This is a genomic window from Oceanibaculum nanhaiense, from assembly GCF_002148795.1.
In the GTDB taxonomy this organism is placed as follows: domain Bacteria; phylum Pseudomonadota; class Alphaproteobacteria; order Oceanibaculales; family Oceanibaculaceae; genus Oceanibaculum; species Oceanibaculum nanhaiense.
On sequence record NZ_MPOB01000036.1, the window covers coordinates 1 to 575 of the forward strand.

Sequence of the window (575 nt, forward strand, 5' to 3'; positions counted from 1 at the left end):
CCCAGCACGATGTACTGGCTGGCATCGTCGGCCACCACATAGTTCTGGCCGGCGCCGCCGGTGATGGTGGTCGAGCCGATGATCGAGGCGAACTCGATATTGTCGAGTTGCAGGCTGGAGCCCGACGGCATGCTGCGCATGTCGATGACGAAGGCCTCCGACTGCTCGCCCCCGGTCGTGCCGGAAATGACGATCGGCGTGCCCGGCACAGTGGTGCCCGTGCTGGTCGGCACGATGGTGCGCACATCCAGCGTGCTGGTCTCGGCCAGATTGGTGAGGAAGGTCTGCGCCCCACCGACCAGCTCGGTCTGGGAGGTCGAGCCGCGTGCCTCGATGGAGGTCACCAGGCTGCCCAGCGCATCGGTCGGGTTCTGTGCCTGGCTCGGCCCTTCCGAGGTCAGGCTGGTACCGCCCGGCAGCGTCGCGGTGACGACATTGCCATTGTTGTTGCTGTTCTGCACGATCGGCGCCGAGCCCGGCGTGCTGCCATTGTTGGTGATCGTCTCCGCCTGGGTATTCTCGCCGGAACCGGGCGTCGTCGGTGTCGTCGGCGTCACCACGACAGGCGGCGTGGT

1 pseudogene is annotated in these 575 nt (G+C 66.8%); it reads right to left on the minus strand.

Going from position 1 to position 575, the window contains the following annotated elements:
* A pseudogene (locus BKM74_RS18825) lies at window positions 1–575 on the minus strand (hypothetical protein); the annotation flags it as partial.